The organism is Bacillus sp. LR--39, from assembly GCF_053613335.1.
Window position 1 is genome coordinate 1 of sequence record NZ_JBSIOT010000716.1, and the last position, 778, is coordinate 778.

Sequence of the window (778 nt, forward strand, 5' to 3'; positions counted from 1 at the left end):
TGCCGCTGCATTGCTTAACGCGTAGGTTGCGACAGCAGCATAAAACGGGTCCATTTTTGATGTATCAATCCCGATAAGCCCCGTAAGCGCCGGGATCCCGTAAAACACGATGAAAAGCTGCACCATGATAGGCGTTCCCCTGAAAAACGAGATATACACTTTTGCCAATTGATTTACAATTGGAATATTATAGATGCGGGGCAGTGCCAGAAAGAGTCCTAATACAAAACCGAAAAGCAAGGACAGTGTTAAAATGTATAATGTAACCGGTAAATAAGCGGTTAACGTCGGCACAAAATCTCCAATCATGTTCATATCAAACGCTTTTTCCATCACTGCTCCCTCTCTTTTTACCTAATACTGCTCTTTGGAATAGTCGTCACCAAGCCATTTCAAACTGAGCCTTTTCAACGTTCCGTCATCAATGATTTCCTGTAAGGCTTTATCAATATCGTCACTTAACGTTTGTTCATTTTTGTTAAACATAAAATACACTTTGGCATTTGAAAGCACATTACCGACGGTTTTTTCTTTAATAGTGCTCGTCTTGTTTTGAAAGTCTACTGCAAAAGGCGTTGAGATCGTTGCGTCCGCACGCCCCGATTTCAGCTGATTCGCAGTCTCATTTGCGCCTTGGCCCTCATAGGCAATCTCAAACGGCCGTCCATTATCCTCATTCCATTTTTTCAGTACAAGCGCTCCGTTGGAGGTTGCACTCGTAATCACCCGTTTTCCTTTTAAGTCTTCAATTCCACGGATCGTATCGTTATTTTGAAGC

General features: G+C 42.7%; 2 pseudogenes. Both read right to left on the bottom strand.

Annotated features, from left to right (window positions below):
• Nucleotides 1–333: pseudogene (gene tcyL, locus ACWHAR_RS26060) on the bottom strand (sulfur-containing amino acid ABC transporter permease TcyL); the annotation flags it as partial.
• 21 nt (nt 334–354) lie between these two features.
• A pseudogene (tcyK, locus tag ACWHAR_RS26065) lies at nt 355–778 on the bottom strand (sulfur-containing amino acid ABC transporter substrate-binding protein TcyK); the annotation flags it as partial.